Source organism: Bacteroidia bacterium, assembly GCA_033391075.1.
In the GTDB taxonomy this organism is placed as follows: domain Bacteria; phylum Bacteroidota; class Bacteroidia; order J057; family J057; genus JAWPMV01.
In genome coordinates this window covers 5,749,588-5,775,272 of sequence record JAWPMV010000001.1, presented here as the reverse complement: position 1 = coordinate 5,775,272, position 25,685 = coordinate 5,749,588, and the positions used below count along the sequence as shown (strand labels likewise).

General features: G+C 42.9%; 13 protein-coding genes. 10 read left to right on the top strand and 3 right to left on the bottom strand.

The genetic code is table 11. The features are described 5' to 3' along the window. Nucleotides 1–172 precede the first annotated feature (172 nt). The 6 genes from R8P61_22945 to R8P61_22920 all read left to right on the top strand — a co-directional run bounded on the left by R8P61_22945 (nucleotide 173) and on the right by R8P61_22920 (nucleotide 7,968). The gene (locus R8P61_22945) at nucleotides 173–946 is read left to right on the top strand and encodes a hypothetical protein (GenBank protein ID MDW3649948.1); all 774 of its coding nucleotides are present in this window, start codon (nucleotides 173–175) and stop codon (nucleotides 944–946) included. Between the two features lie 276 nt (nucleotides 947–1,222). Next, complete coding sequence (locus R8P61_22940) at nucleotides 1,223–1,738, top strand: hypothetical protein (protein ID MDW3649947.1); 516 nt, start codon at nucleotides 1,223–1,225, stop codon at nucleotides 1,736–1,738. Between the two features lie 81 nt (nucleotides 1,739–1,819). After that, nucleotides 1,820–3,382, top strand: a complete 1,563-nt coding sequence (locus R8P61_22935; GenBank protein MDW3649946.1) for an arylsulfatase — start codon at nucleotides 1,820–1,822, stop codon at nucleotides 3,380–3,382. Between the two features lie 102 nt (nucleotides 3,383–3,484). Next, nucleotides 3,485–4,339, top strand: a complete 855-nt coding sequence (locus R8P61_22930) for a TlpA disulfide reductase family protein (protein ID MDW3649945.1) — start codon at nucleotides 3,485–3,487, stop codon at nucleotides 4,337–4,339. Between the two features lie 212 nt (nucleotides 4,340–4,551). Continuing rightward, nucleotides 4,552–7,149 carry a protein-disulfide reductase DsbD family protein gene (locus R8P61_22925; protein MDW3649944.1) on the top strand — a complete coding sequence of 866 codons (2,598 nt, stop codon included), beginning with the start codon at nucleotides 4,552–4,554 and terminating at the stop codon, nucleotides 7,147–7,149. 39 nt (nucleotides 7,150–7,188) lie between these two features. After that, nucleotides 7,189–7,968, top strand: a complete 780-nt coding sequence (locus R8P61_22920) for a lipocalin family protein (protein ID MDW3649943.1) — start codon at nucleotides 7,189–7,191, stop codon at nucleotides 7,966–7,968. Nucleotides 7,969–8,014: 46 nt separating this feature from the next. Here the strand turns inward: R8P61_22920 and R8P61_22915 are convergent, their stop codons facing one another. Beyond that, nucleotides 8,015–10,528: an adenylate/guanylate cyclase domain-containing protein gene (locus R8P61_22915; protein MDW3649942.1), complete on the bottom strand. Its 2,514-nt coding sequence runs from the start codon at nucleotides 10,526–10,528 to the stop codon at nucleotides 8,015–8,017. A 173-nt stretch (nucleotides 10,529–10,701) separates the two neighbouring features. Then, the gene (locus tag R8P61_22910) at nucleotides 10,702–12,252 is read right to left on the bottom strand and encodes a hypothetical protein (GenBank protein ID MDW3649941.1); all 1,551 of its coding nucleotides are present in this window, start codon (nucleotides 12,250–12,252) and stop codon (nucleotides 10,702–10,704) included. A 65-nt stretch (nucleotides 12,253–12,317) separates the two neighbouring features. Between R8P61_22910 and pyrF the strand changes: the two genes are divergently transcribed. After that, complete coding sequence (gene pyrF, locus R8P61_22905; protein ID MDW3649940.1) at nucleotides 12,318–13,127, top strand: orotidine-5'-phosphate decarboxylase; 810 nt, start codon at nucleotides 12,318–12,320, stop codon at nucleotides 13,125–13,127. A 79-nt stretch (nucleotides 13,128–13,206) separates the two neighbouring features. Here pyrF and R8P61_22900 read toward each other — a convergent pair whose 3' ends face one another. Continuing rightward, nucleotides 13,207–14,796, bottom strand: a complete 1,590-nt coding sequence (locus tag R8P61_22900; GenBank protein ID MDW3649939.1) for a PAS domain-containing sensor histidine kinase — start codon at nucleotides 14,794–14,796, stop codon at nucleotides 13,207–13,209. 560 nt (nucleotides 14,797–15,356) lie between these two features. Between R8P61_22900 and R8P61_22895 the strand changes: the two genes are divergently transcribed. From R8P61_22895 to R8P61_22885, 3 genes are all read left to right on the top strand, one after another. Continuing rightward, nucleotides 15,357–16,037 carry a response regulator transcription factor gene (locus tag R8P61_22895; protein MDW3649938.1) on the top strand — a complete coding sequence of 227 codons (681 nt, stop codon included), beginning with the start codon at nucleotides 15,357–15,359 and terminating at the stop codon, nucleotides 16,035–16,037. Further along, nucleotides 16,034–16,981 carry a HAMP domain-containing sensor histidine kinase gene (locus R8P61_22890; protein MDW3649937.1) on the top strand — a complete coding sequence of 316 codons (948 nt, stop codon included), beginning with the start codon at nucleotides 16,034–16,036 and terminating at the stop codon, nucleotides 16,979–16,981. The genes R8P61_22895 and R8P61_22890 overlap by 4 nt, the downstream gene beginning before the upstream one ends. Before the next feature lie 316 nt (nucleotides 16,982–17,297). Continuing rightward, complete coding sequence (locus R8P61_22885) at nucleotides 17,298–25,640, top strand: PKD domain-containing protein (protein MDW3649936.1); 8,343 nt, start codon at nucleotides 17,298–17,300, stop codon at nucleotides 25,638–25,640. Nucleotides 25,641–25,685: the final 45 nt, after the last annotated feature.

The following is a 25,685-nucleotide window of genomic DNA, read 5'->3' as shown; positions in this document are numbered from 1 at the left end:
GCATTTTGCATAAGGGGCTTGTCTAATAGGCAAGCCCCTTTTCTTTTCCATACAGGTAGCTATTTCAACCATCTATTCTGAAATTTTGGAATTTATTGCAACACGAAATGGAATTTGAAGGCTGATTTATTAATTTACTGTTCAAAATATATACACCGGAAAACTACCCTTTATGAAGATGCTTATCTGGGTCAGCTGTTTGCTGATCAGTTTCCCTGTATTCTCCCACGCCCAAATTGAAGAAGCTTATTACGAAAGTGGTGAGCTGAAATCGGCAACTCCTCTAAATGATAAAGGAATTTTTGAAGGCACAGCCTTCACCTATTACAAATCCGGAGCGGTGGCTAAAAAGCGACAATTCAAGGATGGCCAGCAAAGTGGACTGGAGCAGGAATTCTATCCCTCCGGCAAGCTTAAAGCAGAATGCAATTATGCCTATGGTCGTATTCATGGACTTCGCATTGAATATTACCAGAATGGGGATATGAAACTCAAAGAGAACTGGTACTATGGTCAACGTAAGGGAGAAGTAAGCGTATATTATCCCGGTCAGAATATGCGTATGTATGGTCTGGTCGATGGAGATGATCTGGAATTCGCCCAAAGATTTGATGAGAAAGGAATGTTGCTGACCGAAAGAATTTCCGCAGTAAGCGTTCCCATGGAATTTGAGCGGATCATGAAGCCTCGCTATTTCCTCAAAAAAGGAGAAAAACTGGAACAAGGGGTAAACCTGGTACAGGTCTTTATCCCGAAAATTCCCCAACGATACCTGAGCTTTGAAAGTCCCTCAGGCAGAATTTCCTTTAGTACCGATCCTAAATACTCATTGATCCTTCGCCCCAATCCCGGCCAAAAAGAATTTCTTTTGAAAATTCGCATCACTCCGGAAGGCAAAAAAATGAAAGTAGAAACCCGGGAGATTCGGATTCCTATCGGAGAATAAAACATCCTTTTTATCCCCCCTGGATTGCTTCTTGAAGGGGGTGTTTTTACATTATTTTATCTCCAGCTTCTCTTTTTCAGAGAATGTGAGAAAAGCTGTTTTATAAGCGCTGATATCAGTATCTGTTTGATTATGAAAGCCTTAAAATCAAGCTGGACAAAGGATATCTCCTGAATTCTTCTGTTTATAGGCCTGAATTGATTACCTTATAGCTAGTCCTTCCCCCAATCGCTCTTTCTAAACTCAAGAAAATTTCCACGCTCTAAATGTTGCCTTATGACTAGCACAAGATTTTTTCTGTTCTTGGCTGCAATCCTCTTATCCCTTCCTTTTGTTTCTTGTGAAGGAGATAATATGGGTGCCAATGGATCCTTTTCCTATACCGTTTCTGGCGCTGCTTCGGCAAGTGTTTCTGGTGAAAACCCTACAACTGGAAGCCTGAATGGAGTCTTTTCTATTGGACTAAATTCTAATCCAGATGAATTGACGATTCGCATTATCATCGATCCTCTGGTGGAAGGTACCTACAACATTAACCCGGAATTTGTAAATGGAAATGTTCTTCCCCTGGTAGAAAGAGATGCGACTGCTGAATTAGGCATCGGAAGCTCCTTGGGAGGAGGCCGCCAAAGTTTTAATACGGCTTCTGCTGATGGAGGAACAGTAACAATCAGTAAGGTCTCGGATAGCGAAATAGAAGGAAGTTTCAGCATCTCCATGATGGAACTATTAAGTGGGACTCCTCCTCATCCTAAAGTTCAGGTTAGTGGGGAATTTAAAGCCAAACGATAAAAAGTGAATTAAATTTCTGGAAGATTCCCATCTAATTGATCCTGGCAAAGCCTATCTTTCTTTTTGAAGCAAACTCCTACGATGCAAAAACTACTCATATCCAAACCTGTACTTTTTTTATGTATAGCTTTTGTGAGCCTCCTTTCTTGTTCACCTCCTAAAGAGAAGGCTCAATCCTTACCAAATATATTGTTTATACTCGCTGATGATCTTGGTTATGGAGATCTTGCTTGTTACAATCCTGCTTCCAAAATTCCGACCCCAAATCTTGACAAACTTGCTCAAGAAGGAATGAGATTTACGGATGCCCATAGCCCTTCCACAGTATGTACACCGACTCGATATAGTATCCTCACCGGTCGCATGGCTTTTCGAACAGGTATGCGAGGAGTTTTTGCCGGGGTAAAGGGTTCTTCTCTCATCAATAAAGATCGCCTGACCTTGCCGCAAATGCTCCGTAATAAGGGATATCGCACGGCTTGTATGGGTAAATGGCATATAGGCATGACTTTTTTTGATGCAGAGGGAGACAGCATAAAGGAGGCTGGAGTGAAAGGGGTTCAACAAATCGATTATAGCCGCCCTATACCCGATGGTCCCATCCATCGTGGGTTTGATAAATTCTATGGAACAGTTGCCTGCCCTACTACCGATTGGCTTTATGCTTATGTAGAAGGAGACAGGATTCCTGTTCCCGCCAGCCAACTGCTTGATAAAAGCAAGCTTCCCAGGCATCCATATGCCAACGATTGCCGCCCTGGTATGCTTGCGGAAAATTTTGATCATGAAGAAGTTGATCTGGTTTTCCTTGAAAAAAGCAAAGCATTTCTGGATGAGCATGTAAAAACTAATCCAGACAAACCTTTCTTTCTCTATCATTCGATGCAGGCCGTGCACCTTCCCTCTTTTGCTGCAGATCAGTTTAAAGGAAAGACCTCCGCAGGTCCTCATGGAGATTTTATTTTTGAAATGGATTACATAGTTGGGGAACTTCTAGACAAGCTTGAAGCACTTGGTTTGGCAGAAAATACCCTTGTGATGTTTGCAAGTGATAATGGGCCGGAAGTTCCGACAGTGCTGGATATGAGAAAGACCTATGGACATGATGGTGCGAGGCCGTGGCGAGGGGTAAAACGAGACCAATGGGAAGGAGGACATCGTACGCCCTTTATCGTTCGCTGGCCAGGGAAAGTCAAAGCAAATACGACTAGTGATCAAATGATAAGTCTTACAGATGTAATGGCAACCTGTGCTGAGATTGTGGAAGAAAAACTGCCAAACAATGCTGCTGAAGATAGTTATAGTATTCTGAGGGTATTTTTGGATAAGGAAGCTAATAAGCCCGTGAGACAATATATTTTGCAACAAACGATTTCCCTGGATATGTCAATACGTGAAGGCAAATGGAAATATCTGGATCATCAGGGATCAGGCGGCAATAATTATGATAGGGATGGGGAATGGGGTATGAAGCCTTATAAATTGGAGGATACTGATCCCGAAGCACCAGGCCAACTCTATAATCTGGAGCTTGATCCCGGAGAAAGAACGAATTTATTTAGTAAGTATCCGGAAAAGGTTAAAAAGCTTAAAGCCAAACTAGAGGAATTTAAAAAAAGCGGAAGGAGTGCGCCTATATACTAAGGACTTAATCCCTTCTTTCTCTGGGGGATTGAACGCTCTATTTTTCTTTTTTAAAGGTTTTAACAATCCTTTAACCTTTTCGACCTCTGATAAAGCTTACCTTTGGGAATTGCATCAAATGGCAATTATTCACTCACCTTTAATCTTATCAAAGGAAATATGGATTTCAGTAAGCTAAGCAACTATTTCTTCCTCCTCCTCTTTTTTGCCCTTATCCATCCCCTTCAAGCCCAACTAACAGAACAGCCAGAATTTCTCAAAGGGCTGGTAAAGGCAAATGAAGAAGATTTGGGGCAGCAACAAATCATGCTGGACGGAGAAAGTATACCGGTTTACAGAACAGATGGTACCCGAGTAAAAGGAATGGAGCTGATGCAAATGATGATGAAAAATGAGTACTATCCGGATATTTATATAGACGAATCCAAGGAGATCAAAGCTTTTCTCCTAAGACCCATCACTGCTGAAGAGAAAAAGATGATGGAAGCCGCCATGGCCAATGCACAAGCCATGATGGATGAGTCCTCTGATTTTCTGGGAAAAGAATCCCCTGATTTCTCGGGGACTGATCTGGATGGAAATGAATACAGCAAAGAATCACTGAAGGGAAAAGTCGTAGTGCTAAACTTTTGGTTTATCGCTTGTAAACCCTGCATCATGGAGATGCCGGAGCTCAATGGGCTGGTCGAAAAATACAAAGGCAAAGAGGTAGTTTTTCTGGGGCTTGCGACGGATAGAGAATCGAGATTGCGTCCTTTCCTCGAAAAAACCCCTTTCAACTATCAAATCGTACCCAATAGTGGGCAATTAGCAAATGCCTTTGAAGTGATGGGCTTTCCCACGCATATTGTCATCGATCCGGAAGGAACAGTTGTTTGGGCTACTACGGGCTTAGGACCTACGACGGTAGAGAGTCTGGATCATCAGATTGAGAGTCAACTTTCTGCAAAGGAATAGGGAAAGTTCAAGAGCAAAGTAAGCTCAAAACAAAAATAGCGGCAAAAGCAGGGAGATATTTTGATTGAGTTCGCTTCCTGACAAATTCGCTTGAAATTATTTTTTTATTTTTGCGTATAGGAAAGTGGGGAAGAGATACATGAATTGATCTCTCTTACATTTTCCCGGAAACATTGCACAAACAAAGGGAGTCTAATCCGATCTTATAGAACATGAAGTTATATAGTCTGCGTTGTTCCTTTCTTTTGATCTTCCTGACAGGAATGTTCTCTTTTCTGTCTGCACAGATTGTTCAACCCGTTGATTGGTCCTACAATAGCAAACAAGTAGGTCCTAATGAGTTTGAGTTGACCTTTCAGGCTGTAATAGATCCGGGATGGCATCTCTACTCTCAGTTTATAGAAGAAGGTGGGCCTGTGCCAACAGCTTTTTATTTCGAAAGCACAGAAGCTGCGGAAGTCAGTGAGGAAGCAGCCAGGGAGTTGGGCAAGATAACCCGTAAGCATGATGAGATTTTTGATATGGAGGTGGCTTATTTTTCGGATAAAGCAACTTTCATCAAAAAAGTAAAAACAACGGGACCCATAGGAAAAATCTCCGGCTATCTGGAGTATATGGTTTGTGATGATGAAAAGTGTTTGCCTCCCAGTTCGGTGGATTTCAATTTTGAACTGAAAAGCTTGTTGGCTGAAGAGCCAGCAGGAGAGCAGGTCAAAGAACCTCAGGTAGAAGCTCCACCCCCGCCGCCAGCAAAACCTAAAAAGGAGAAGAAGGATCAGGTACAAATTCAAGGTCCAGAACAAAGCGGACCGAGTCCTCTGATAAATATCCCTCAGGAAGAAGAGCAATCAAGTTCACCTTTCGGCAATTCAACCTTAGGCGGCCTATCCAATGATATTCTCGATCCGGTAAGCTGGAGTTTTCGTTCGCAGAAAACAGGAGAAGGTACTTATGAATTGAGGGTTGAGGCTGAGATAGATGAAGGCTGGAAAATATACTCTATGCATCAGGAAGAAGGTGGCCCCAATCCTACAGAGATAATTCTGGAAGAAGGCGCTTACGAACTGATTGGAGAAATGAAGGAGAGCCCCAAAGCGAAGGGGGGACATGATGAGGTTTTTGATATGGATGTACTTTCTCTAAAGGGAAAGGCATTATACACCCAGGAAATCAAAAGCACAGATCCAAATCTGGCTATAGATGGAGAGTTGATCTATATGGCTTGTGATAAAAGCCAATGTATTTTTCCTCCCACGGTTTCTTTTAGCATTGCTTTGGATGAAAATACCGCTGTACTGGAAGAAATTGCCGCTGGACCTGTGGACGAAAGTTTCATGATAGGTTCCATAGATCTCAAGAATCCTATTTCATCTTGTATAGAGGCGATCAAGCAAAGCGATAGCCTTTGGGTTACTTTCTTGCTCGGTTTGGTTGGGGGTTTTGTTGCCTTGCTGACTCCTTGTGTATTTCCAATGATCCCGATGACGGTTTCCTATTTTACCAAGGGATCAGAGAATAAAAGTAAAGGCGTAAGCCAGGGGGTTATGTATGGCCTGATGATCTTTCTGATCTATGTGCTATTGAGTCTGCCTTTCCATCTTTTGGAAGGCGTACAATCAGATATACTCAATATTATTTCGACTGAACCCTGGTTGAATTTCTTCTTCTTCCTGATCTTTGTGGTCTTTGCCATATCTTTCTTTGGCTACTTTGAATTAACGATTCCACATAAGTGGACCAATAGAGCCAATTCGGCTTCTGATTTAGGAGGACTGGTAGGAATATTCTTTATGGCACTGACACTTGTGCTGGTTTCTTTCTCATGTACCGGTCCCATTTTGGGAGGACTTTTGGGAGCCACCAGCATGAGCCCGGATTCCGGAGCCATGCATTTGACCTCAGGCATGGGAGGATTTGGGGTAGGATTGGGACTTCCTTTCGCGCTATTCGCCATCTTCCCCAGTTGGTTAAATACCCTTCCCAAATCAGGAGGATGGATGACCAATCTGAAAGTGAATCTGGGATTCATAGAATTGGCACTTGCGATCAAATTCCTATCTCGTGCCGACCTCGTTTGGAATGCAGAATTACTTCTTAGAGAAATATTTATCGGACTGTGGATCATCATAGGTATAGCGATGATCGCTTACAATATGGGTTGGATTCGTTTTCCTCATGATACTCCTTTACAAAAGATCAAAGCCAAACACCTGATCGGTAGTGGCTTGATTCTGGCCTTTGTGATTTACCTCGTTCCTGGCCTATCCAAAGACGATAAAAAAGCCAACCTTTCCCTGATCAGTGGCTTCCCTCCGCCGCTTTACTACAGCATTTACGATAAAGAAAATAAATGTCCATTGGGTATCGACTGTTTCAAGGATTATGAAGAAGGAATGGCTCATGCAAAAAAGGTCAATAAACCTGTGATGCTGGACTTTACCGGATTGGCTTGTGAAAACTGTCGCCGGATGGAGGAAAATGTCTGGGTAGACAATACCGTTTTCGACCGAATCAGCAAAGATTATGTATTGATTTCCCTCTATGTGGATGACCGAACCAAATTGCCACAGTCAGAACAAAGAGAAATTCAGATGGCGAATGGGAGTAAGGTGAAGATCAGGACCATCGGAAATAAATGGTCCACTTTTCAGACGCAAAACTTCCAGCATAATACCCAGCCGTACTACGTCCTGATAAGTCCGGATGAAAAACTTCTGAATCATCCGGTAGCCTATACTCCTGAAGTGAGTGAATATCTCAACTTCCTCGATTGTGGCTTATCAGCATTTAAACAGACCGCAGAAAAGTAAATTTCAATTTTCATTTTAAATCACATAAAACTATTAACCATGAGAAAAACACTCGTAACACTCCTGTTACTGGCAGGAGCTGTATGTACTTATGCACAAGATGTAGCAGAGCTGAAATCCAAACTTGTAGGAGAGTGGGTCTTTGATACGATGGTTCTCACAGAAGAAGCTTCAGAGGAAGAGAAGTCCAAGTTGGAGATGATGAATAACATCATGAAAAACGTCAGTATGTTCTATCAGGAGGATGGTCGTTATTTGATGGATGGTTTTGGGAAGAAAGAAGAAGGGAACTGGAGCATTGAAGAACCCGGTACACACATCAAGTTTCTGAATGACAAAGGCCAGGAAAACAATATTGAATTTAAATTCGATGAGAACGGTATGCTTCATACTACGGTAGGATCTTCAGGGGCTGCCATGCGTTTGATGCGTCCGGAAGAATCATCCGAAATCTCGGTTTCAGCAGCTCCCGGTCCTCCAGAAGTTGTCAAGACGACAGTCAAAGAGCTTTCGAAGAAGTGGTACATGGTAAGCCGAATTAAAGCCAATGGGGAAACCATATCCGAAACAGCACTAGCGCTTATGGCGGGAACCTACATTGATTTTAAGGAAGATGGTACCTATTCTATGCACTTGATGATTATGGATGAAGAGGGCACATGGACCTTTGATGAGGAAAGCTCTAAACTGATATATACAGCAAATGGAGAAAGTAAAGTGTGGCATGTGGTCGGAATTTCAGAAACCGAGCTCAAGCTTATACAAGGTTCTAAGGGAGACACCTTTATTTATAGCACGACTTCTCCGAAAGAAGAGTAGAAAAAATAACTCATATTTACAGGCCTTTCTTCTTTTGGGGAAAGGCCTATTTTTCTTTCATTGTCAGCACACCATCCCAATCATCAGCGATTCCGCTTTGTAAATTTTGTTGGGCTTTTTCCAGATAAATACGGCTTGCTGTATCCTGTGGATTTTTACTGAGAACACTTTCAAATAAGTCAATGGCAGCTTTAAAATCTTTGGCAAAATAACTGTTAACCGCTTCCTGAAATTCTGCAAGGCTTTCCATCAATTTTTCCCCTTCTTCCGGCTTCCTTCCATTCAAACATTCAAATACTTCAACCAAATTCTGCTTCCCTTTTACCTGAACTTTCCCCAAATACCTGAGGGCATAACTATCTTCTTCTGAAAGTTTTGTTTTTACTTCCCCGGAAAGCAGGATAGAAGCTCCATAATACTTGGTAAGCCCTTCCATGCGAGAGGCTGTATTTACAGTATCTGAAACGGTAGCTGCATCTGTGCGTTTATCGTCCCCAATAATCCCCATCATCAGACTTCCTGCATGGAGACCCATTCCCATACGGATCAGGTTACCATTTTCTCCGGGCAGCAAAGGTTTATATGTACGGATACGTGTTTGAATGTCTATCGCAGCCTGAAGGGCGTGATCCTGAGACTGGAGAAAGATCGCCATGATCCCATCTCCCAGGTATTGATTTACGAAACCCTTATGCTCTGTGATGCTTGGGCCTATGGTTCGGTGAAAGTCATTGATAAAACGGAAATTTTCCTCTGGACTCAACTCTTCAACCATCGTAGTATAATTCCTAATATCAGAGAAAAAGACGGTTACTTCTTTTTCAGTGGCATCACCCAGCTGCACATCCAGGATATTTTCCTTTCCCAAAGAGCGGATAAAATCGAAGGGAACAAATTTGGCAGATGCGGCATTGATTTTTTCCTGGAGATCCAGCTTTTCCTCCAAAGCAGCTCTTTTTTCTTCTTCCAGTTCTCGTCTTTGCTGTCCAATGGCTAATCCAAAGAAAGCGAGGAGGGCTATGATGCTTACCTGGCTGGAAAGGATGGCATTGTCAAAACTCACCCAGTTTGTTTTCAAAATAGGGCTGAGGAGAGGAAAACCTATTCCAAAGAGCATAACTGCCAATCCTATAAGTAAATACTTTGCTGTTTTATGGCCAGTTAGATGTGCCTTTACTCCCCAATAGACCATGCAGATAAGTTGGATGATTCCAAAGCCCAGGGTAAAACTGATATTGTTTTCTACGGGATTCTCCGTACCGCCTGCATAATAGTACTCAGAGCTGGTGGCTAATTTATACAAGAAGAAGCTGGCACTGATAATCAAAGCCAGACTTAAGAGCCTGGTAAAGGTCTTCCAGTGGGGAGATAGCTTGTTTATTTCGAGGAAATAGAAGGCAAAATAGAGTAAACCCTGGGCTACGATTACTGACAAAATGGTATTGGAAATAAACATGAATTCTAGCCAGGCAGGAAATATGAAAGTCATATAATTTGTCACGACCATAATAAGGGCGAGACCAATCAGAAATATGATGTAATACAAATAGTACCTGATTCGGGTACTAAAAAAGAGAAAGATGAAAAAGATGGCCTGGATCAATACAATCCCAAAAAAAACGCCATTTACCTGCCAGGTTCTCATCTCTTCTTCCATGATCTTCCGGGGATTGATCTGGGCAATGATCAAGCGTAGAGGAGTTTGTACTCTCGCGGGATTCTCCAGACGAAGGTAAACGACTCTTTCTCCCTTTTTGGGTACATAAACCTTGAATTTATTTCTCCAATCCCGGATCATTTTCTCCTCAGGATCAAGATCACTTCCGGATTTGAAATGGGAAAAATTGCTCAGACTATCTTCTATATAAATATCTATTTTTCGCCAGGAGGTCGCATCATCTCCTATCTCAAAGTGGTAGTCATCATCTCTGAAATTGGTGGATCGACATCTTACCCTTAGCCAGAAAACTCTCCCTTTTGGACTTTTCTTAAAGACATAGGGGTTTGTGGGAGTGCCCGAAAATTTCCCCTCAGACATGGCCTGTCTTACGGCATCGAAGTCCATTTCTTTGGAACTGTCCTCTAAAACGAGGAATTCGGATCTGATGGTATAATAGAGATATTCGCCCGTAGAATCAGGCCTTAAATGTGAATTCCTAATATTGTATCCATAATACCCTCTGATACGATTGTAGTCCAGGAGGACATGGTTTTCAATACTATCTTCAACTTGAATGTTGTAGGTAGCAATATGTGCAAGACTCCGGAGGAGATTTACCGTATCTTTTATATTTCGGAAATATGCAGCCGCAGAATCAAGAGCTTGCAATTGCTCCGCACTCACTGTAGCTACCCATTCCTTCATCCCAGCTGCCTTTTCTCTTCCATAGAGCGCCCAGTTATTGATGGCCTTATATTTTGTGGAATCTGTTTGAGTCGTATCTATGATCTGGATCACCGAATCAATCATTCGGTCATAGTTTTGTCTATCCTGCGCCTGCAAAGAGGGAAGAAAGTAAAAGAGGGAAAACCCAAATATAAAAAGGAGCCTTAATCTCATAGCAGTTAAATGGAGTATCCAGGTGCAGATACACCCTGTCATAAAGACCTTTAAGCAGGTAAAGGGTCTATAAATTACCAAAAAAAACATGCTTAAACTATAAAAGGGATTTGAGGATCAGCTTGCCATCCAGCTTATAGATCATTTCGTGAGATGCTCTTGGATCGCTTATTTTATGGGAGGCTGGCGGAGGTTTGTGTCTTCCTTAATTCATAGATAGTAAAACCTTCAAGGATTCGCTTTTGGTAATTGCCTAGCAGTTGGGGATATCTGGCCTGGAGCAAAGGAAAATTCTCATTTCTGTCGAGGACAATGTCCGGAGGATTTTTCCGAAATTGCTCATAGACTTCCCGATCTGTCTCTCTTTTGGAAAAAATCCGATCTGAAGCGCCTGGGAGAGCCGGGATTTTGTAGTAGGCAATGCGATAATCTGTATATCGATTCGCGCAGTGATAGCCCAGCGCGACATATAGTTTGGGGTTAAATTCCATCACCCACAATTCCTCTCCCTCATTTCTGTTTTGAAGGCTGTAAATAGGTGCTTCTCTATTTAGAATACCCAATTGTCCCCCATGCAACAGGAGTGCATCTTCTGCAGGATGAAAGAGGGCAAACGTTTGAGGAAATCGGATTCCCAAATAAGTCATATAGCTATAAACGGGAATAATCAGTCCTGCAATAAGGAGCACATACCTGAGTTTATACACCCATTTGAAATCAAAAGTCTTGGCAGTATAAAAAACAACAGGAGGAACGAGTAAAATAAAATCTGTCAGGTCCAGTCTTTTGAATTTAAAGGCAAGCGCGAAAAGAATTCCCACCAACCAAACGGCCATAATCATTTCTATGGATCGCACTTTGGTTACATAGGAATAAAAACGCAAACGGAAGTGCATAAAACCTAGCGCGCTCAACAAGAGGATAGTGGATAAGTAGCTAAGCCAGATTTGCATTACGGTCGTACTAGCAAGTTCTGGGTTCTCAATATTCCTCAAAACTACCCGATCTAGATAAGAAATCAGTCCGATGTCCCACCAGTCTCCCAGGATTCCAGAGAGATATAAGATCAGAAGCATTCCCCCCAATACACTCAACATACCTCCCAGGAGAGAAACCAGTTCATCCAGTCGGGCTTTTTTCAGGAAGATATAGGCGAAAGCAATTCCTATCAGAATGAATATAACTTTATAAGAAGCCAGAATCGCAATCATCATCCAGCATCCTACCCGGAACATGATGCGGTAATTTTTTTGACGATTATCTCCTAATTCCAGCAAAGAGGCAAAGGAAAATATAATAGGCAAAAGCACAAATAGAGAAGCACTGAATTGCTGCCCATGCCAGGGAACGGAGACGAGAAAAACGAAGGTAATAGAGGTTAGGTTTACGTTTTTCCTGAATAGTTTATAATCCGCCAGAATTCCATTGAAGTAGGCAGCTGTCAGGTAAATATAAAAACAGGCAAATATCCGAATCGCCAGCAGAGCTCCATCTCCAAAAAGCTGGTAGAAAAAGGCATAAATCCATATCATGATAGGAGGGCCGGTAAACCAGGCATCGGCATAAAGCTGTGCATCCCCTGCTATACTTTGTCCTAGCAACAAATAAAAAGATTCCTCTTCCAGCAGGAAATTACCATCAAATCCCGGCAATCGAAGGATTGGGATCAATACCAGCAATAAGAGGTGAACTGGCGGTGGAATATTTATCAGGAATCGAATCAATTTGCGTAATTTGCCCAGCGATTTCGTTCCGAGCAAGTTAACAGTTGAAGTCAAAGCGTACAACAATGACCCCAGAAGAATTAAGCAAACAGATACGAAAGAAAGGTTCTTTCCTTTGTGTGGGACTGGATACAGATATGGATCGCATTCCAGAGCACCTGAAAAAGGAAGCAGATCCAATTTTTGCTTTTAATCGAGCCATCATAGAAGCTACCCATGAATATGCGGTTGCCTATAAGCCGAATATCGCCTTTTATGAATCTTTAGGGCCAAAAGGATGGGACAGTTTAGCCAAAACGATGGAAATTATCCCAAAGGATATTTTTACCCTGGCTGATGCCAAGCGGGGAGATATTGGCAATACTTCTCGTATGTACGCCAAAACTTTTTTTGAAACCTATGATTTTGATGGAGTAACGGTCGCTCCTTATATGGGCAAGGATTCTGTGAGTCCTTTTCTTTCATTTAAGGATAAATGGGTTTTTCTGCTCGCTTTGACTTCCAATCCCAGTTCGCATGATTTTCAACATCATAAAGAAGAGGGAGAAGCCCTTTACGAAAAAGTCCTGAAAAAAGGCAAAACATGGGGAGAAGAATCTGAAGGCCATCTGGGCTTCGTTGTGGGAGCTACCCAGGCAAATTCATTGGCCCATATCCGTAGCATTATTCCTGATAGTTATTTGCTCATACCCGGTGTAGGAGCACAGGGAGGTGATCTGGATGCTGTCTGTGGTCATGGGAAAAATCAGAGCGGTGAGGGGATGTTGATTAACTCCAGTCGTGGAATAATTTATGCGGGTTCTGGCAATAATTTTGCTGAAGAAGCAGCTAATCAGGCCCGACATCTTCAAAAGACGATGCGGGGATACCTCTAGGGTTTTGAAGTGTTGTAGTGCGTTAGTTCCTGAATCTTTAAAAACATAAACGATAACACCACAACACTAAAACACTTCCTTACTCCTTCTCTCCCTTCGGTATTCTTAGATTAAAGGTGGTTCCGAGGCCAGCTTCTGACTCCACGGAGATCTCCCCGCCCAGTTTTTCTACCGCTTCTTTTACGATGTAGAGTCCGATACCCGAACCCTGACTTTTCTGAGTAGCTCGGTAGAACATCTGGAAAATTTTATCCTGGTATTTTTCTTCGATCCCTATTCCATTGTCTTTCACCTGAATGAGAACTTCATCTCTTTCCAGTTTGATATTCACTTCAATAAATGATTCCTCTTTCTCTGGGTCATGATACCTGAAAGCATTAGATAGGAGATTGTTGAAAATGGTATTCAGGCGTGTGAGATCAGTTACAAAATCCGCCTTCCCTTCAATATTCAATGCCGTCCTGATAGGTCGGCTACTGCCTTTGGGACTAAGGGATTCAAAAGTATCTTCCAGTAATTCCTGGAAATTTACTTCTTCAAACTTGAGTTCCAGGCGAGAATTGCGGCTGTATCCAATGATGTCTTTGATAAAGTCATCCAGTTTTTGGATGCTGTTATCCATCAAGCCCAGGTATTTTTGCCTGAGATTTTCATCGGTTTCGATGCGGGTGATATTGATGAGTCCTGCAATGGAAACCAGGGGAGCCCGTAAATCATGGGACGTACTATATACAAAGCGATCCAACTCCCGATTCACCTTCTGCAACTCTTCGAAATTCTCTTTCAGGCTTCTTTCAACTTCTTTTAACTGAGTTACATCTCTGATAGCTCCGTCATGATATCTTTTCCCATATTGATCATAAGAAGGGACTGAGGAAATCAACCCCCAGAAAGAAGTTCCATCTTTACGTCTAAATTCTACTTCCTCATTAAAAAAGGAACCATGCTCCTGAACGATCCTCACAAAATCATTGCGGCGATCCGGATTCATATAAAGTTTTGAGGGATTTATCGTCAATATTTCCTCTACCGTATCGTAGCCAAACATCCGGGCAAATGCCAGATTTACATAAATAATCCCCTCATCCCGGCTGCTTCTGAAAATCCCTTCCTGTACGCTATTGCTTATCGACTCAAACATCGATTGCTTCTTATATACCTGTTCCAGTTCTTCAGCCTCTGCGGTGATATCTTTAAGGAAAAACCATGATTCCTTTAGCTTACCTTCATTGTCCTTTTCAGCTACAAAACGGGATCGATATTGGAAACCAACTTCTTTGACTTCCAGCTTGATCTGATCTTCAAAATTTATCCCGTTTTTTGCTCGTTTCAATAAATCCTCCCAATAGGACTTTAGCTTGCCTTTTAAGGCATCAGGGAAATGACTTCCTTCTAGTAGGGAAATGGAAAAACGACTTTGAAAATGTTCTTTAAAACCTCTGTTGAGGAAGATGATCTGGTTTTGGGAATCCAGGGCTAGAATCATTTCCTCGCATTGATCAAGGATAAATCCCAGCCTGCTTTCTTTTATCCTACTTTCTCTGTATTCCTGGTAAAGGGCCGTTTTAGAATATTCAGAGATTGCTTTCACATTTTTTTTGCTGTTAAAATCAGATCTCCTTTCTACGGATGTTGGAGCGAGTAAAGCATGTTCTTGATGTTTATCCATGGATGAGGTAAGTGATATTCTGTAAGAACGATCTGTAATATCCCAATATATTTCAGCTCTGTTAGTTTATCGAATTTCAAGCTAAAATATATTTACGGGCAAAAAAATTCATAAAATGAACTAATCTTAACGCCTAATTTTTAAGGAGAGCTTTCATTCCTGTGCGCTGAAAATAGATTTGTGGGATAAATTTTCCTTAGGATAAGAAAATCTTACCCTCATTAAAGCGAAAAAAAAGCTGCAGACTTTAGACTTGAGTTCAATTTATAACATATCCTTCTTCGAAAAGTGATAGAATGGAGGGAGATATCTCTGATGAAAGCATGTAAAATTTTGGAGATAAAAGAAGGCTAAAGATTCCTCACATTAATTTGGCAAGTCTGTAAAAGCCATTCATGTAGTCCTGCTTTATTCCTATTGGAGTTAGGACAAGCTTACAGGAGTCTGTTTTCTCCCTACTTGTACAGAAATTTAGTCTTGTTAAAGATTTTTGGTAAAAAAATCAGAATACCCTCAGGATTCTTTATATTGCCACTCATTCGAAAGGTAATTGAATATTTATGGCACGTAACAAAGTGCTAATCGTCGATGACGAAAAGGACATTTTAGATCTTTTAGAGTATAACCTTGAAAAAGAGGGATATGAAGTCTTGTCTGCGATGGATGGTGAAGAAGCTATCTCAATGGCAAAGACTGAAAAACCCAATATGGTTTTACTTGACATCATGATGCCTCAGATGGATGGGATCGAAACATGTCGAAGACTGCGAGAGCTTCCTGAGTTGAAAGGAACGTTTATTGTATTCCTAACTGCAAGAGCTGAAGAGTATTCAGAGCTTGCGGGTTTTGATGCAGGGGCAGATGATTATATAGCCAAGCCGATCAAACCACGTGTTTTACTTTCACGGATCAAAGCTATTCTCAGAAGGGATCAGACTTTTACGGATGAGCAGGATTTGTTGAATGTAAAGGATTTGGAGATCATAAGAGATGAATATATCGTGAGGCGTGGAAATGAGATTTTCAATTTACCCCGAAAGGAATTTGAATTGCTGTATTTTCTCGCTTCCAAACCCGGCAAAGTTTTTCGCCGGGAGAAATTGCTGGAAAAGATTTGGGGGGATGTATATGTGGTAGATCGCACCATTGATGTTCACATACGCAAGCTGAGAGAAAAAATAGGTGAAGGCTATATTCAAACGGTTAAAGGTGTTGGGTATAAATTCGCCAAAGAGAAATGAAATCTAAACTCCCTTCCTCTATACTCGTCTCCCTCTATTTGAGCATTGGGCTCACCATATTTTACGTATTTATCAGGTCCGCTGCCAGCGATTGGAATTTTGCAGATTCTTTCGGAGAGATACTGCTATTCTTATTTGTTACTTTTCTGAGTCTGGTGATGACCCTCGAGTGGTTGGTATACCGCCGACTGAAGTCATTGCAGCTGGTCAATCAGCGGGAAATAAAGAAGCTTAAAGACCTGGAAACCTATAGGCGCGAGTTTTTGGGAGAAGTGTCGCATGAGTTAAAGACCCCTATTTTTGCAGTTCAGGGATTTATCCATACCCTGATGGATGGAGCGATTGATGATGAGAAAGTGAAGATGAAATTCCTGAAGAAAGCCATGCGAAATGCGGATCGGCTTTCCAGTCTTGTGGAGGATTTGTTGATCATTACACAGGCAGAGTCGGGGGAGATGGAAATGAGGATTCGAAAGTTCAGAATCTATGAGTTGATCATCGATGTCATCGAATCTTTAGAATATAAATTCACCAAGAAAAATAGAAATATATCTTTTCGACTTGTGAGCAATGGGCATGAAGACACATATGTTTTGGCAGATCGTGAGAGAATTCTCCAGGTACTCACAAATCTGGTTGACAATGCCATCAAATATGGTGATTCAGAAGGAGAGATCCAGGTAGCCCTTACCTCGGAAGAAAATAAGATGTATGTAAGTGTGGCTGATGAAGGAAAAGGGATAGATCAGGAACACCTGGACAAGATCTTCCGCAGGTTTTATCGAGTGGACAAAAGTCGCTCAAGAGATAAGGGGGGAACGGGCCTTGGGCTGGCTATCTGCAAGCACTTACTCAAACTCCACGGAGAGCAAATTACAGTTGAAAGCAGTCCCGGAACAGGAACCGTTTTTAGCTTCTCCCTTAAAATGACTTCAGATCATTAAGAAAAGATTTCCACAATCCTTTCTCGCATTTTTCCCTATACACAGAGCTATCTTCCTACTTGCTGTCTTCTTAGAAGCTCACCTCGATTCGAAAGGGGAATTCCTTCATTAACAAGTGTTTAAGTCCGGCTAAATCGAAAAGTCGACATTTTTTCCAAATTTCTTACCCGCTTAAATGAGTCCAAAAATTGGGCTTTTGACGATTGGCGTAAGAAAAAAATGCCCTAATGTGCCGGATTCGTGCCTTTCCAAAAATTTGATTTTAGAAGGGGTAGTTGTATTTTAGTTGATCTGCTTACTTTAATAAGAACCTAACATGAAGCAATTACTTACCTTTTTAGCGTCATGTCTTCTGGGTTCTGTACTGATGGCGCAGCCTTGTGCTCCCAACAGTACTGTCCCTTATTTGGAAGACTTTGAAACGTTTACAACAGGTAGCCCGGGAACGGTAGGTCAAAACTGGACACGTACTTCAAACAACACTGGCTCTTTGGGCTGGTTTGTTGATAATGGAGGTACAGGATCTGGTGGTACCGGCCCTGCTACTGACCACACAACCGGAACCAGTGCCGGTATTTACATGTACACGGAAACTTCATCCCCTACAGCTTTGGGTGATACGTTCGCACTCACTTCTCCGTGTATAGACCTGGTAGGAACTACTGCACCCCGTCTTACATTCTGGTATCATATGTTTGGTGCTGGAATGGGTACCCTTGAGGTACATATTCTTGACGGGACTACAGATTCTACAGTATGGTCCTTGAGTGGCCAACAACAGCAGTCTGACTCAGAGCCTTACAGACAGGCCATTATAGACTTGACTGCTTATGTTGGGATGAATGTACAGGTTTCCTTTGTGAGTATTCATGGAGGCGACTTTACAGGAGATATGGCTATAGATGATGTAGCTTTATTTCAGGCACCGGATGTAGACGTCCTTGCCAATTCTCTTCTTTCTCCACAATCTGATTGTGGACTTACTGCTTCAGAGGCAGTAACTGTACAGGTAATCAACCAGGGAGCTCTGGCGCTAAATAACGCAGTTGCTTCATTCTCACTCGATGGCAGTCCTTTCGGTGCTCCGGAAGCCATCCCTGGTCCGATCGCACCTGGCGATACCGTTGACTTCACCTTTACTGCTACTGCGGACCTTTCTGTATCTGGTTCGCATACGCTGGTGGTAGTTGCCACTAGTCCGCAGGATACCCTGAATATGAATGATACGGTTTCAGCAACCATCATTTCTATTCCTTTGGTAAACTCCTTCCCTTATTTCGAAGATTTTGAAGCAGGTTTTGGAGGATGGACACCAGATGTACTGAATTCTCAGAATAGTACCTGGGCATTTGGCACTCCCCAAAAGTCAACCATTCAGGGAGCTTCTTCCGGCTTGAATGCCTGGGTAAATGGAGGCCTTTCTGGTTCCTATAATGCCAATGAAAACTCTGCGGTCAATGGACCCTGTTTCGATTTCTCTAGCCTGACAAACCCATTGATAAGAATGGACGTTTGGTGGAACTCGGAATTTAGCTGGGATGGAGCTGTCCTTCAATCTTCTTTAGATGCAGGACAGACCTGGCAGAATGTAGGAGCTGTTGGAGATCCAAATAATTGGTATACCGACAACACAATCAATGGTAATCCCGGTGGACAGCAAGAAGGTTGGTCTGGCCGTGTGAGCACCAATAATGGTTCTGGTGGCTGGGTACGCGCTGAGCATCTGTTGGATGGTCTAGGCGGTCAGCCAAGTGTTCTATTGAGAATCGCCTTTGGATCAGATGGATCTGTACAGGATGATGGATTTGCTTTTGACAACATCAACATCCTTGAACTTCCTCCGATCAATGGATCTATGCTTAGCAGCAGTGCTCCAAACAGTGGTTGTGGCCTTTCAGCTGCAGAGACTGTGACTCTTAGTTTTACAAATGTGGGTACTACTGCAATCAGCAATTTCCCTATTTCTTATAGTGTAAATGGAGGAACGCCTGTATCCGAGCAATTCAGCAATACCCTGAATGCTGGAGATACTGCTACCTATTCATTTACTACAGGTGCTGATTTGAGTACACCAGCTGTTTATGATATAAGAGCCTGGTTCACCATTCCTGGTGATACGGATGGTTTCAATGATACGATCAGCTTTTCTGTTGAACACTTTACGCCTGATGTCCTTCCATACTTTGAGGATCTCCAAAGCTTTATTCCTGGAGCACCTCTTCCCACAGGATGGGATGTAACTACTACCAGCGCTTCTAATGGAGTAGGTTGGTTGGTAGATCAGGGAGGTACAGGATCATCCGGAACAGGACCTAATACGGACCATACCCTGATGACAGGTGCAGGTCTATATTTCTATACGGAAACTTCTGGTGGTGTACAGGGTGATACCTATACACTGACGACCAATTGTATTGATCTTTCTGGAGCCAGCTTGCCTAAGCTCTCTTTCTGGTACCATATGCATGGTGCTGATATGGGATCTTTGGAAGCAAAAGTTGTACAGGCTGATGGAACAGAAACTTCTGTATTCCTGGCCACTGGACAACAGCAGCAAATTCAAAGTGATCCCTATCTGGAAGCGATTGCGGATTTGACTTCTTTCGCAGGTGAGACTATTCAGCTTCGTTTCGTAGGAACCAGAGGAAATGGATTTACGGGTGATATGGCGATAGATGACATTTCTATCAAAGAGCCTGCACCTATCGATGCCCTGGCTGATGAAGTATTGGCTCCATTATCTGGTTGTGCATTGACTGCAAATGAGGCTGTAAGTGTTTCTGTTGTGAACTTTGGATCTTCTCCATTGGCAAATACAGTTGCTTCCTTCTCAGTTGATGGTGGTGCATTCACAACTCCAGAAACGATCCCAACTACGATCGCTCCTGGTGATACGCTTGCTTATACATTCACCGCTACAGCAGATCTTTCTGCTCCTGGTTTCCACGATATCACAATCGTTACTACTTCTGTTACGCCTGCTGATACCCTCAACCAGAATGATACCGTAAGATTGAGCCTGATTACCTATCCACAGGTAGCAACTTTCCCATATTCTGAAGACTTTGAAAATGGTGAAGGTGGATGGCTTGCTGGTGGAGTAAATAATAGTTGGACATTTGGTACACCTGCCAAGTCTGTTATTCAAGGTGCTTCTTCGGGAGTAAATGCCTGGGTAACGGGTGGTTTGGCGACTGGTGATTACAATGCCAATGAGCAATCATGGGTAGTTTCTCCATGTTTCGACTTCTCTGGTTTATCTTCAGCTTCTATAAGCCTTGATATCTGGTGGGAGATTTTCTTCAGTACAGATGGTGCTGTATTACAGTCTTCTATAGATGGCGGCCAAAGCTGGCAAAATGTGGGTGCCTTTGGGGATCCCAATAACTGGTTCAGCGACAATACTATCGACGCCCAGCCAGGTGGATCTTCTGAAGGTTGGTCAGGTACTACCGGATTTGGTGGAGGTCCTGGTCAGTGGGTAACAGCTCGCCACAACCTTGATGGTTTGGCTGGTGAATCTCAGGTAATTCTTAGAATGGCCTTCGGTTCAGGAGCTTTCTCTCAAACCGATGGTATGGCTTTCGATAATGTAAATATCTTCCAGGGTCCTCCAGTAGATATGAGAGCGGAAGCGATTCTTTCTCCTCTTGGTTCTTCTTGTTTCAGTGGAACCGAAGATGTGATTGTTCAGTTGATCAATAAAGGAAGCCTTACGCTTGACTTTAGTACAGATAATACCACAGTAGGTGTAAATATTTCCGGACCTAACCCTCAGAGCCTGAGTTCTGTGATAAGTGCTGGTAGTTTGAATCCTGATGATACATTGGATTATACAATTACTGTACCTGCTGATTTAACAACTCCGGGTATTTATACACTTACTGCTTATGTGGCAGCTCCTGGAGATACCTTGAGTGGAAATGATACGACAGCTTCTGTTACGCTGCAATCTATTCCTTTGCAATTGGGTACCCTGACCGAAGATTTTGAAAACTTCGATCCTGTAACTAACAATGGTTGGGTAATAACTAACCCAACTCCTTTTGTTGGATGGAGACCTGATCAGGCCGGTACAGGTTCTTCAGGTACAGGTCCTGCAGTTGACCTTACCTTAGGAACTGCTGCTGGTACCTACTTCTACACAGAAACCTCTGGTGGTGGACAGGGAGATACTTATAGTTTCCTTTCGCCATGTGTAGACCTTAGTGTGAACCCTGATCCAAAGCTTGCTTTTGGTTGGCATATGTTTGGTGCCGATATGGGTACGCTTGAAGTGCACATCATCACGCCTACGCTTGATACGATCGTATTTACTCGTTCTGGACCTTTCCAAACGGCAGATACAGATCCGTGGGAAACCGATACCGTTGATCTGAACTTTGTAGGAACAGAGACTATTCAGATTGAGTTTGTAGGTGTCAGAGGAAATGGATTTACGGGTGATATGGCGATAGATGATGTGAAAATCATCCTCTTCTCTCCAGAAGATGTTGAGCCTACTGCCTTGATTCAGCCAACAAGTGATTGTGGATTAGCAGATACTTCTATTGTAGAAATCAGTTACTCGAATGTGGGTCCTGATACGATCATTGGAGTAGATCTATCTTATAACATCAATGGCGGTACTTATATCACAGAAACTGTTGGTGATACGATTGCACCAGGTGCTACTATTACGCACACCTTTGCGACAAGAGCTGACTTGAGTGCTGCTGGTACTTATGACATTGGGGTAGTTACAAATGCAGCTAATGATATCAATAAGTTTAATGATACAGTTAGCTATGTGATTGACAGCCGTCCGGTTGTTTCTTCTTACCCATATGTTGAAGACTTCGAATCCGGAAACGGGGGTTGGTCTTCCGATGGTACCAATAATTCATGGGCCTTTGGTACACCTGCTAAAAACACCATCGTTGGAGCCTCTTCCGGTGTCAATGCTTGGGTAACAGGTGGATTAGGTACAGGATCTTATAACGCAAGTGAAAATTCCTTCCTATTAGGACCTTGTTTCGACTTCTCGACCCTTGATTCCCCAACCGTATTCCTGGATGTATGGTGGAATGCCGAATTCAGCTGGGATGGTGCTGCTCTGCAGACCTCTATTGATGATGGAGCCAGCTGGCAAACTATTGGTAATGTCGGCGATCCAGACAACTGGTATACAGACAATACGATCAACGGTAGTCCTGGTGGCCAGCCGCAAGGATGGTCCGGACGCGATATCTCTGGAAATGGTTCTGGTGGTTGGGTAACTGCCCAAAACAGATTGTTCGGATTGGGTGGACAACCTAAAGTACTGATGCGAATTGCCTTCGGTTCTGATGGTTCTGTTCAGGATGATGGTGTTGCCTTTGATAACATCAAAATCACAGGTCTGATTGATCAGGATGCTGGTGCAACTACCCTCCTTTATCCATTAGGAGAATGTGGGTTGACTGCCAATGACAGTATAGTAGTAGGTGTATCCAACCTGGGTAGAGATACCTTGAATGGACCCTTTACTTTCAACTATATCCTGAATGGTGGAACTCAACAGAGCATAACTATCAATGATCAGATTCTTCCTAACAGAGGAATTCCGGTTGTTATCAGCAATGTTGACCTTTCTCCTCCCGGACCTTATACCCTTAAGGCCTGGCCAAGCGGTATCAACGGAGATGCAAACAATTTCAATGATACACTATCGGTAACTATCGAAAGTAGTCCTGGCGGACCTCTACCTATCTCAGATAACTTCAATAACTATCCTGATGGTGAAGAGATTTTTGCTGACCTGGTAAATGATCAGTTTGCTGATCTGCCATGGGAAGTGAATTTCAATGGAACAGGTTCTACTAACACAGGTCCAAGTGATGACGTTACTGGTGGAGGTGGATACATCTATATGGAAGCATCAGGTTCTGCTGATAGCGACCAGGCAAGATTGTCTACCGGATGTCTGGATTTGACAACTGCTACCAATCCTAAGCTCTTTTACTCTTACCATATGTATGGATCTTCTATTGGGTTCCTGAGTATTGATGGAGAGACTGCTGCCGGACAAACCAACCTTGGTCTGTTGATTGGAGAGCAACAATTTGATTCTAATGATCCATGGATCACTGATACCATTGATCTTGCCCCATTCATTGGACAAACCATCAATATTACCTTCACAGGTCAGATTACTGCGGACCCAACAGGTACTACCTTCCGTGGTGATATTGCACTTGATAATATTGAAATCCGTGAATTGCTGGCTAATGATGTTGGGGTAACCAATATCCTTGCACCTACGGGTGAAGATTGTGGCAATGATTCTACGATCATAGAAGTTGAGATTGTAAACTACGGAACCAATGCTCAAAGCAACTTCCCGGTTTCTGCTAATATTAGTGGTGGTACAGTTGCAACAGTGAATGGTAACTTTAATGGTACCCTGGATGCCGGAGATACTGCTACTATGGTTATTGGAGGATTCAACTCTAATACTGGAGGTGTTATGACCATCTCTGCCTTTACAGGTCTGGGCTCTGATCAGTTCTTTGGAAACAACACAGCTGTAGGAGTTGCAGTATTCGCAGTTTCTCCAGAGGCACCACTAGCAGTCAATGATTCTGTATGTTTCACTGATACGGCTATGTTTGACCTGGCTGTAACGGGTATTGCAGATGAGTTCTACTGGTACGACTCAATCACAGGTGGTAACCTGATTGCTACCGGAACCAGCTACCAGACTCCGATGCTTACTTCTTCTATCAATTATTATGTAGAAGCCAGAAGCTTTAGACCTCAGCAACTGGAGACTTCTCTTAACGAACTCTTCAATGCGCAGGATGGTAGTATGTTTGACCTGACTGCAATTGGAGGTCCGATTGAGGTAGATAGCTTTGATATAAACATTGATGGTGCCCCTGGCCCAACAATTAATGTTGAGGTATACTATCTGGATTCGTCTTACACCACTTCTTACGATGGTGTCTCGATTACCAATCCTAATGACTGGACCCTACTTGGAACTACAAGTGTTGTTTCGGCCGGGGAAGGTAATGCTACCAGAGTACCGGTAGGTGGTCTGGCGATCCCAGAAGGCTCTACTTACGGTATCTACCTTACCGCAACAGGTATCTCAGGACTTACACATGACTTTGGTACTTCCAACTACGGTGGACCGGGTCTTAATCTGAGTGCAGGTATTTCAGTAGCCTATCCATTTGGTGGGGCAAGTAATAACCAGGTATTGACCAACCGCTCATTTAGTGGTCGGGTGTATTATCAAAACCTCGGTTGTTCCAGTGATAGAACACCTGTATCAGGTACAATTCTTCCAGTACCTCCTGTAGATCTTGGTCCGGATGGAATTGAGTGTGAAGGATTCCTCTTGGATGCATCTAATCCAACTTTTGTATCCTACGACTGGGGCAACAATATCACTACTCCAACTCTACGTGCGGATACCACAGGTTCTTATGTTGTCAACATCGTTGACATCTTTGGATGTACTGCATCAGATACGGCTGTACTCATTATCAATGATGCTCCAGATGTAGACCTTGGTCCGGATCGTACGGAGTGTAATATGGTTACCCTTGATGCAGGAAATCCTGGAGCTAGCTATATCTGGTCAGTTGCTGGTCAGTTTGCTCAAACCCTGGATGTGGATCAGAGCGGAACTTATTCCGTAACAGTTAACCAACTGGGTTGTGAAACTACAGATTCAGTGAATGTAACGATCCTGCCAGGACCCGTAGTGGATCTGGGAGCCGATCGCGAAGCTTGTGATCCGATCACCCTTGATGCAGGAAATGTAGGTTCTACCTTCCTGTGGTCTACCGGTGAAAGCAGTCAGACAATTATGGTAATGCCTCCTCCGACAGGTACTTCTGATACGATCAGTGTCACAGTAACTACGGCTAATGGATGTGATGATAGTGGTCAGATCATCATTACAGGAGGAACAGAGCCTGTCGTTGATCTGGGAATGGATCAGGTAGCTTGTGATAGTGTAGTGCTTGATGCAGGAAACGCTGGAGCCACCTTTTTGTGGTCTAGTGGAGGAACCGCTCAAACAGAAACTATCAGGCAGAGTGGAAGTATTACGGTAATTGTTGCCGAAGCGAATGGTTGTAGTGCAACTGATACAGTTGATGTTACAGTAAATACCATACCGACGGCAGACTTTACCTTCAATGCTCCAAACTATCTCTTCACCTATGACTTTACCAATTCTTCCACAGGAGGTGTTGATTCAGTTCTCTGGGACTTTGGAGATGGAGCCGGTACTTCTACGGATCTTAATCCAAGCTATACTTACGGATTGGCTGGTGCTTTCGAAGTTACCCTGATCGTTTACAACGATTGTGGTACGGATACAACCAAGCAAGTTCTGGCAGGTGTAGCGATAGATGAAGAGTTCAACGCTATGATCAGCGTTTATCCTAACCCGACTACCGAAGACTTCTACGTTGAGTTGAATGGCTTCGACTTCCAGGCGGATAAACTGACCATAGAAGTAACTGACACAAGAGGAAGAAAAGTTTTCCAACATGTAGAAGAAAACATTTTTGGCCTCTATCGTCAGCGCGTTGACTTGACCAGGCATGCCGAAGGAGTGTACCTCGTGAGGATTTCCGACGGTGAACGAACTGCGTATAAACGTATTATGAAAGAATAAGGTCTGTAAAAAGACCTAAACTAATCCCCCCCTAAGCAAGAAAAA

What these genes read in the sequence shown, in the direction of transcription:
- R8P61_22945 (MDW3649948.1), top strand. Translation starts at nt 173, where the DNA reads ATGAAGATGCTTATCTGGGTCAGCTGTTTGCTGATCAGTTTCCCTGTA.
- R8P61_22915 (MDW3649942.1), bottom strand. Translation starts at nt 10,528, where the DNA reads ATGAGATTAAGGCTCCTTTTTATATTTGGGTTTTCCCTCTTTTACTTT.
- R8P61_22900 (MDW3649939.1), bottom strand. Translation starts at nt 14,796, where the DNA reads ATGGATAAACATCAAGAACATGCTTTACTCGCTCCAACATCCGTAGAA.
- R8P61_22885 (MDW3649936.1), top strand. Translation starts at nt 17,298, where the DNA reads ATGAAGCAATTACTTACCTTTTTAGCGTCATGTCTTCTGGGTTCTGTA.
- R8P61_22895 (MDW3649938.1), top strand. Translation starts at nt 15,357, where the DNA reads ATGGCACGTAACAAAGTGCTAATCGTCGATGACGAAAAGGACATTTTA.
- R8P61_22940 (MDW3649947.1), top strand. Translation starts at nt 1,223, where the DNA reads ATGACTAGCACAAGATTTTTTCTGTTCTTGGCTGCAATCCTCTTATCC.
- R8P61_22920 (MDW3649943.1), top strand. Translation starts at nt 7,189, where the DNA reads ATGAGAAAAACACTCGTAACACTCCTGTTACTGGCAGGAGCTGTATGT.
- R8P61_22890 (MDW3649937.1), top strand. Translation starts at nt 16,034, where the DNA reads ATGAAATCTAAACTCCCTTCCTCTATACTCGTCTCCCTCTATTTGAGC.
- R8P61_22925 (MDW3649944.1), top strand. Translation starts at nt 4,552, where the DNA reads ATGAAGTTATATAGTCTGCGTTGTTCCTTTCTTTTGATCTTCCTGACA.
- pyrF (MDW3649940.1), top strand. Translation starts at nt 12,318, where the DNA reads ATGACCCCAGAAGAATTAAGCAAACAGATACGAAAGAAAGGTTCTTTC.
- R8P61_22935 (MDW3649946.1), top strand. Translation starts at nt 1,820, where the DNA reads ATGCAAAAACTACTCATATCCAAACCTGTACTTTTTTTATGTATAGCT.